The 7,930-nt window shown below is 71.9% G+C and carries 9 protein-coding genes; 4 read left to right on the top strand and 5 right to left on the bottom strand.

Annotation, left to right across the window (positions count from 1 at the left end; translation table 11 throughout):
• Window positions 1–28 precede the first annotated feature (28 nt).
• On the bottom strand, window positions 29–202 hold the full coding sequence (locus ABD241_RS01555) for a DUF3117 domain-containing protein (RefSeq protein WP_076262632.1): 174 nt from the start codon (window positions 200–202) through the stop codon (window positions 29–31).
• A 152-nt stretch (window positions 203–354) separates the two neighbouring features.
• On the opposite strand from ABD241_RS01555, the gene ABD241_RS01550 reads away from it, so the two are divergent.
• Together ABD241_RS01550 and ABD241_RS01545 are read left to right on the top strand one after the other, a co-directional pair.
• Window positions 355–1,167: an enoyl-CoA hydratase/isomerase family protein gene (locus ABD241_RS01550; protein WP_344057757.1), complete on the top strand. Its 813-nt coding sequence runs from the start codon at window positions 355–357 to the stop codon at window positions 1,165–1,167.
• 604 nt (window positions 1,168–1,771) lie between these two features.
• Entirely contained in the window at window positions 1,772–2,287 is a 516-nt protein-coding gene (locus ABD241_RS01545; RefSeq protein ID WP_344057754.1) for a hypothetical protein, read from the top strand.
• 157 nt (window positions 2,288–2,444) lie between these two features.
• Here the strand turns inward: ABD241_RS01545 and ABD241_RS01540 are convergent, their stop codons facing one another.
• From ABD241_RS01540 to dapE, 4 genes are read right to left on the bottom strand one after another with little or no spacing between them, the layout of a single operon-like run.
• The gene (locus tag ABD241_RS01540; protein ID WP_344057752.1) at window positions 2,445–3,659 is read right to left on the bottom strand and encodes a hypothetical protein; all 1,215 of its coding nucleotides are present in this window, start codon (window positions 3,657–3,659) and stop codon (window positions 2,445–2,447) included.
• Window positions 3,656–3,955 (bottom strand): hypothetical protein, encoded by a 300-nt coding sequence (locus ABD241_RS01535; RefSeq protein WP_344057750.1) that lies wholly within the window; start codon window positions 3,953–3,955, stop codon window positions 3,656–3,658. The genes ABD241_RS01540 and ABD241_RS01535 overlap by 4 nt, the downstream gene beginning before the upstream one ends.
• Window positions 3,952–4,725, bottom strand: a complete 774-nt coding sequence (locus tag ABD241_RS01530; RefSeq protein WP_344057748.1) for an LOG family protein — start codon at window positions 4,723–4,725, stop codon at window positions 3,952–3,954. Before ABD241_RS01530 ends, ABD241_RS01535 begins: the two co-directional genes overlap by 4 nt.
• 22 nt (window positions 4,726–4,747) lie before the next feature.
• The gene (dapE, locus tag ABD241_RS01525; RefSeq protein ID WP_344057746.1) at window positions 4,748–5,881 is read right to left on the bottom strand and encodes a succinyl-diaminopimelate desuccinylase; all 1,134 of its coding nucleotides are present in this window, start codon (window positions 5,879–5,881) and stop codon (window positions 4,748–4,750) included.
• A 104-nt stretch (window positions 5,882–5,985) separates the two neighbouring features.
• Between dapE and dapD the strand changes: the two genes are divergently transcribed.
• A complete protein-coding gene (gene dapD, locus ABD241_RS01520; RefSeq protein WP_344057744.1) occupies window positions 5,986–6,918 on the top strand; it encodes a 2,3,4,5-tetrahydropyridine-2,6-dicarboxylate N-succinyltransferase in 933 nt (310 codons plus the stop codon).
• Between the two features lie 63 nt (window positions 6,919–6,981).
• Window positions 6,982–7,857: a hypothetical protein gene (locus ABD241_RS01515; RefSeq protein ID WP_344057742.1), complete on the top strand. Its 876-nt coding sequence runs from the start codon at window positions 6,982–6,984 to the stop codon at window positions 7,855–7,857.
• The last annotated feature ends 73 nt before the right edge of the window (window positions 7,858–7,930 follow it).

Here is a 7,930-nt window from a genome sequence, read left to right as displayed (position 1 = left end):
GGGGCCGTCTGCCTGTCAGGCGGAAGGGTCAGCTGACGCCGTCACAGCCCTGGATCGCGTCGCGCAGGGCCGCGGCCTCGTCCGGCGTCATCTCGACGACGAGCCGGCCACCGCCCTCGAGAGGCATGCGCAGCACGATGCCGCGGCCCTCCTTGACGACCTCGAGCGGGCCGTCGCCGGTCCTCGGCTTCATTGCTGCCATGGTTCCCCTTCCCTAGGAATCCTGGGTCTTTGGCTCCATTATTCCGTGTCTGGTTTGCGAGACCTAATTGGGGATGTGATGGAGGGCACGCCGGGGCGAGTCGGGGCCTGCTGCGCTTCCGCCGCGGAGCGGTTTGGGACAGAGTGGCGCCCATGACGCAGACCCCCGAACCGACCGCCCCCGCTCCCCTGATCGTCGAGGTGTCCGACGGCGTCGCGTGGCTCCGGCTCAACCGGCCCGAGGCGATGAACAGCCTCGACGACGCGCTCAAGGACGCCCTCCTTGCGGCGCTGCGCGATGTGGCCGAGGACCCGGCGGTGCGCTGCGTCGTGCTGACCGGGACGGGCAGGGCGTTCTGCGTGGGGCAGGACCTCAAGGAGCACGTGCGCAACCTGGGCGACCCGACGTCTACGCTGGCGACGACGGTGACCGACCACTACAACCCGATCGTCCTGGCCCTCTCGACGATGAACAAGCCGGTCGTCGCAGCCCTCAACGGGGTCGCGGCCGGCGCCGGGATGAGCTTCGCCCTGGCGTGCGACTTCCGGGTGGCCGCCGAGGAGGCCGGGCTCAACACCTCCTTCGCCGGTATCGCCCTGTCCTGCGACTCGGGCGCCTCCTGGACGCTGCCCCGGCTGGTGGGGCCGGCCCGCGCCAAGGAGCTGCTGATGATGCCGAGGACCGTCTCGGCCCGGGAGGCGCTCGCCATGGGCCTCGTCACACGGGTGGTCGCCGCCGACGAGCTCGAGGCGGCGGTGACCGAGCTGGCGCACACCCTCGCCGAGGGCCCGACCCTGGCGTACGGCTCGATCCGGCGCGCCGTCGCCTACTCCGCGAGCGCCCACCTCGCCGACGCGCTGGCCAACGAGGCACAGCTCATGGCGCTGACGGGCGCCAGCAGCGACCACCGAGCCGCGGTGGACGCGTTCCTGGCCAAGGAGAAGCCGACCTACACCGGCTCCTGAGTTCGGCTCCGGCCTCAGGTGCGGGCCTCGACGTCCCCTGTGTGGCGGGCGCCGTCCACACCCCCGTCCGCCCCGCACGGCGCATCCACACCCGGTGTCTCGACCGGTGCGGCTGCTCGCATCCGGAGACAGGCTCTCGTCATGTCTCTTCCTCACGCGGCCCTGGCTCTGGCTTCGCAGCAGGAAGGAGTGCTCTCCCGGAGCCAGCTGCTCGGTGCGGGTGTCACGCACGAGGCCCTGCGCTGGCGGATCGGGCGTGACCGGCGCCTGGTGCTGCCCGGCGTCTACGCCCTGCAGACGGGACCGCCCTCGCAGGTGCAGCGGCTCGTGGCCGCCCAGCTCCTCGGCGGTCCGGGCTCCTGGTTGGCGGGCACCACCGCTGCGGCCCTCCACGGCCTGCGGTCCTGCTCGCTCGCTCTTCCGATCAGGCTTCTCGTACCGCGGCCTCAGCGGTCGCGACGCATCGCTTGGGTGGACGTGCGGGCCACCTCCCTGCTCGGTGAGCCGGTCGTCGGGCGAGGGCCACTCCGGCTGGGGTGCCTGCCGAGGGCCGTGGTCGACGCGACAGCGGAGGGGCCCGAGGAGCGAGGGCGCTCGCGCCATCATGATCGAAGCCGTGCAGCGGCGGATGGTCAGGCTCGATGACCTCGAGCACTGGGTCGACGCCCGTGGACGCAGAGGCTCCGTGCGGCTCAGACGCCTGCTGGCCGAGGCCGCATCCGGCGCGTGGTCTGTCCCCGAGTCGGACCTGCTCGCCCTGATCCGCACCTCGCCCAGGCTGCCCGAGCCGATGGCCAACCCGCTCCTCACCGGGCCAGCCGGCGAACGGCTCACCTCCCCCGACGTGTGGTTCGACGACGTCGGCATGGCGGTGCTCGTCCAGTCCCGTCAGTTCCACGCCGACGGCCTCGACTGGGACGCGACCGTGACCGCCGGGTCCGACCTGTCGACGGCCCGAGTCGTGGTCGTCGGGGTGACGCCCGAGGCGCTGACGCGAGACCCCCTGGGACAGCTCCGGCGGGTCGAGCAGGCACATGCCGCCGCCCGCCGTTCGGGAACGCGTGCACCGGTTTCGGCGTCACCACGATCGGCGGTTCCCCTTCTGGACGCGTGTGGGTAGACCTGGCTCGGAGAACACGAGGTGCGGTGCGGGATGGTGTTGCGCCTGGTGGGCCGATGACCCCATCGGGAGCAGCATCATCTGCCACTTCGAGCTTTGACTACACCCTGAGTTGACCCACCGGCGGCAGTCGCGTCCGTGACCCAACGCACGGGGGTCACGGCGGGTAGTCGCTCGGGGGGATGAAGCGCCACAGGATGTCGGTCCAGTAGTACTGACCCACCACGCACAGCACGGCCAGCGGCACGAACCGCCACAGCAGCCGTCGCCAGCCGTTGCCACGTCGGTCTCTCCAGCCGGCCCCGAGCAGCACCACGAGCAGGGGGAAGAGGGGCAGGAGGTAGCGGAAGATGCTCGTGTACGGGTCGAGCACCGCAGCGAGGTAGGCCGGGTAGGCGAGCGACCAGGTGCGCAGGTCGGCACCGAGGCCCCGCGCCCACGGCCCCGCCACCACGGCCACGAGGACCAGCGGCACGACCCAGAGCATCACCGGTCCCCACGTGACGCCGAACACGTAGGTCGACATGCCCGACCACGGCTTGAACGGCTCGACCGTGCCGGAGGCGCGCCAGGTCGCCATGGTGTCGGTGTAGGCGGACCGCACCCCCGTGCGCCACCACGCGATGGCCGGCCACAGCAGCCCGGCGACACCGCAGCCGGCCAGCGCGGCGGCCATGGCGGCATACGTCCCCCTGCTGATCGGGCGCGAGCGGCGACGACGCCAGCGCACCACGACGACCACGAGGGTGACCGCGGCGAGCGGGACCGCGATGGGACGCGAGAGGCCCAGCAGCAGCGCGACGACGGCCGCGACGAGCCACCGCTCCCGGGCGAGCGCGTAGAGGTAGCCGACGAGCAGCAGCATCGCGAGCGACTCGGTGTAGGCCAGCTGCAGCGTCACCGATGCCGGGAAGGCGGCCCAGAGGGCCACGACCAGGTAGGCCGCCGGGTCGCCGATGCGCTCGCGCAGCAGCAGACCCATGAGCACCGCCGCTCCCGCGCCGCACAGCAGGGCAAGGGTCGACCCGACGGCCGGGAAGTGCAGCCCGGTCAGGGCCATCCCGACCCGCGCCAGGAGCGGGAAGAGAGGGTAGAACGCCCACGCGTTCTGCTGGACCGAGCCGCCCTCGGTGCGCGGCAGGGTCGCGGGGTAGCCGTGCTCGGCGATGGTCTGGTACCACTGCCCGTCCCAGAGGGCCGTGAAGGGGAAGTAGGTGACGGGCACGTCCTCCCCGCCGGTCATGCCGCTCGGCACCTGGTGCTGCATGACGACGAACAGGATCGTCGTCGAGACGACCCGCGCCATGGCGTAGATCGCGAGCAGCCACACGACGAAGACGCGCCGAGGGCGCAGGGGCGACAGCTGGCTCATGCGGTGTCGTCGTCGCGCGGCTGATCACCGCGCAGCACGGCGATCTCCTCGTCCTTCTCGCGCAGCTCGCGCCTCAGCCGGTCGACGACCCCGTCGACCTGGCTCATCCGGTAGCCGCGCAGCCCGACGTCGAAGACGAGGTCGTCGAAGTCGGAGTCCTTGATCGGCTCGTCGGGCAGCGGCTCGTGGCTCAGGCTCGACGTCGGCCGTCCCATCCCACCACCGACGAACCCGAGCACCAGCGCGACGACGAAGCACAGGACGACGATGCCGACGAAGAGGATGAACCACTTCACGGGCGGCTCTCCTCGAAGCTGCGGATGACGCGGACCGCCTCGCGGGGGTCGTCGGTGAGGGTCAGGCGGTCGAGGTCGGCCGGACCGATCATCCCGCCGGCCAGCGCCGTCTGACGCAGCCAGTCGATGAGGCCCTGCCAGTACGCGATGCCCATGAGCACGACGGGGAACTCGGTCACCTTCTGCGTCTGGGCGAGCGTCACCGCCTCGAAGAGCTCGTCGAGGGTGCCGAAGCCCCCGGGCAGCACGATGAAGCCGCGGGAGTACTTGAGGAACATGACCTTGCGGGCGAAGAAGTAGCGGAAGTTGATGCCGAGGTCGACGTACTCGTTGAGCCCCGTCTCGAACGGCAGCTCGATCCCGAGCCCGACGGAGGTGCCGTCGGCCTCGTAGGCTCCCTTGTTGGCCGCTTCCATCGCGCCGGGTCCTCCGCCGGTGATCACCGCGTAGCCCGCCTCGGCGAGCAGCCGGCCCACCTCCACCCCCATGGCGTATGCCGGGTCGTCGGGAAGCGTGCGCGCCGAGCCGAACACGGCGGCCGCGGGACCGAGCTCCGAGAGCGTGCCGAAGCCCTCGACGAACTCCGACTGGATGCGCATGACGCGCCACGGGTCGGCGTGCAGCCAGTCGGTGCGCTGGCGCCCCTCGAGCAGGCGCTGGTCGGTCGTCGTGGCGGGCACCTTGTGGCCGCGCAGGGTGACGGGACCGGTCTGGCGACGACCGCGGCGCGGGGTCTCGGGTGTGACGGGTGCGGGCTGGGGGTCGGTCACAGCGCCACCTTATGTGCAGAGCTCAAGCGAGCCAGCGCAGCAGGGCGGCCTCGGCCTCGGTGTACTGCTCGACGGGACAGCGCTCGTCGTCCATGTGGGCGAGGTTGGGGTCGCCGGGACCGTAGTTGACGGCCGGGATGCCGAGCGCCGAGAAGCGTGCCACGTCGGTCCAGCCCTCCTTGGGGCTGACCGGCACGCCGAGGGCGTCGATGAAGGCCTTGGCCGCGGGCAGCTGGAGGCCCGGGCGTGCACCGTCTGCCGCGTCGGTCAGGGAGACGTCGAAGCCGTCGAAGACGTGGCGCACGTGCGCGAACGCCTGCTCCGTGTCCTTGTCGGGCGCGTAGCGGTAGTTGACCGTGACGGTGCACGAGTCGGGGACGACGTTGCCGGCGATGCCGCCGCTGATCCCCACCGCCTGGAGCGCCTCGTGGTAGTCGAGGCCGTCGACGCTCACGGTCTCGGCCTCGTAGGCCGTGAGGCGCGAGAGCACCGTCGCGGCGTCGTGGATGGCGTTGTGGCCCTTCCACGGCCGCGCCGAGTGCGCCGCGATGCCCTTGGTGACGACCTCGACCCGCAGCGTGCCCTTGCAGCCGCCCTCGATCCCGCCGTTCGTCGGCTCGAGGAGCACTGCGAAGTCGCCCTCGAGCAGCTGCGGCGCGGACTGCGCCAACCGCGCCAGCCCGTTGTGGGCCGCCTCGATCTCCTCGCACTCGTAGAAGAGGAAGGTGAGGTCGCGGTTCGGCTCGCGCAGCTGCGCCGCGACGCGGAGCATGACCGCCACGCCGCCCTTCATGTCCACCGTGCCGCGTCCCCACAGCTCACCGTCGACCTGCCGGGTCGGCAGGTTGGGCACGGTCGTCAGCGGCACCGTGTCGATGTGACCGGCCAGGATGACCCTCTCGGCCCGTCCCAGCGACGTGCGAGCTACCAAGGTGTTGCCGTCGCGGAGGACCTCCAGGTGCTCGAGCGGGCGGAGGGCGGCCTCGATCGCGTCCGCGAGGCGCGCCTCGTCGTGGCTGACCGACTCGACGTCGCACACGGCTGCCGTCAGCGTCGTGACGTCCGTGTGGATGTCGAGGGTGACGCCGTGACCGGCCGCAGGCTCGGTGGCTCGTGCCGGGACGGAGGGCTGGGCGGACTGCTGCTGGGACGGCATACGGGGAAGGCTAGCCGCAGCGACCCACGGGCAGTCCGCTCGGGACCGTCCGGGCCGTGGGTCGCGTTTCACGGTGGGCACCGGCGGCCCATATCCTTGCCGCCATGTCGGAGCGCAGCGCATGGGGACACGGACTGACGACGATCAGCGACGACGGGCAGGTGCTCGACACGTGGTTCCCGCAGCCGGCCCTCGGCGCGGCGCCGGCTGAGGCGGCGGCCCCGGCTGGCCTGGGCTCGCTCGCCGGCCAGGACACCGTCCGCCGGGTCAGCACCGAGGTGCGTCTCGTCGAGATCGACCTCGACGCCGCTCCCGTGGACGCCCCGGACGCCTACCTGCGCCTGCACCTGCTCTCGCACTGCCTCGTCCAGCCCAACGCCATCAACCTCGACGGCATCTTCGGCGTCCTGCCCAACATCGTGTGGACCAGCCTCGGTGCCTGTCCCGTCGAGGGCTTCGAGCAGACTCGGATGCGGCTGCGCACCTCGGGACAGCACGTCTCGGTCCACGGCGTCGACAAGTTCCCGCGGATGACCGACTTCGTGGTCCCCCAGGGCGTGCGCATCGCCGACGCCGACCGCGTCCGGCTCGGCGCGCACCTCGCCCCCGGCACGACCGTCATGCACGAGGGCTTCTGCAACTTCAACGCCGGCACGCTCGGCACCTCGATGGTCGAGGGCCGCATCGTCCAGGGGGTCGTCGTCGGGGACGGCTCCGACATCGGCGCGGGTGCCTCGATCATGGGCACCCTCTCGGGCGGAGGCACGGAACGCGTCAGCATCGGCGAGCGTTGTCTCGTCGGAGCCAACGGCGGCATCGGCATCGCCCTCGGCGACGACTGCGTCGTCGAGGCCGGGCTCTACGTGACGGCGGGGACCAAGGTGACGCTGCCCGACGGCTCCGTGGTCAAGGCCCGGGAGCTCTCGGGCTCGAGCAACATCCTGTTCATCCGCAACAGCGTGACCGGTGCCGTCGAGGCCCGCGACCGGAAGGGCACGGGCATCACCCTCAACCACGCGCTCCACGCCAACGACTGACCGACCCGGCGCCCCGCCGAGACCGAGCCGACTCCGATTTGAGCCGGCAGACCGAAGGACCCGATGCCCAGCAACCGTCCCGGCCCGTCGGCCGCCCGCTCGCGACAGCGGGTGGCCGTGCGGCGCCGACGCCGCCGACTGATCCTGCTGCTGGTGCTCGCGGTCGTGGTGGCCGGCGGCTGGTTCGGGGGGCGGCAGCTCGTGCGCAGCGTCGCGAGCCCGAAGTGCACGATCACCGCCGGCGGGATGACCGAGACGTTCGACCCGGAGCAGACCGGCAACGCCGCACTCATCGCCGCGCTGGCCGTGAAGCGCCAGATGCCGCCGCGGGCGGCCACCATCGCCCTGACCACGGCCTTCCAGGAGTCGAAGATCCGCAACCTGCGCTTCGGCGACCGTGACTCGCTCGGGCTCTTCCAGCAGCGGCCGAGCCAGGGGTGGGGCACGGAGGAGCAGATCCTCGACCCGGTGCACGCGACGAACGCGTTCTACGACGCGCTCGAGAAGTTCAAGGGCTACGAGTCGGCCGACATCACCACGATCGCCCAGCGGGTCCAGAAGAGCGGCTACCCCGAGGCCTACCGCGACCACGAGGGACAGGGCCGGGTGCTCGCCTCCAACCTCACGGGCCACTCCCCCGCGGGCCTCACCTGCCGGCTCGACCCGGTGAAGGGCGGCGTCGCGACCCCGCGGCAGGTCGCGGGCGACCTCGCCGAGCAGATGGGCGTGACCACCGTGCGGGCGGGCGACGGGTCGCTCACCGTCACGACGCGCTCCATCACGACGGCCTGGGCCGTGGCCCAGTGGGCGGTGGCCCGCGCCGATGCGTACGGCGCCACCAAGGTCACGGTGGGCGACCGCGCGTGGGACCGCGCGTCCGGCGACCAGGGCTGGTCCTCCGGCAGCGACGGGACGACCGTCACCATCCGGCTCGGCTGAGCCTGGCCACGCACCGTCGGAGACCGGTGGCCGGTGACCGCCGACCGGCCAGGAGCAGGGCGCGTCGAAGGCT

It is taken from the genome of Terrabacter lapilli, assembly GCF_039531305.1.
Lineage (GTDB): Bacteria > Actinomycetota > Actinomycetes > Actinomycetales > Dermatophilaceae > Terrabacter > Terrabacter lapilli.
This window is presented reverse-complemented; position numbering and strand designations above follow the sequence as displayed.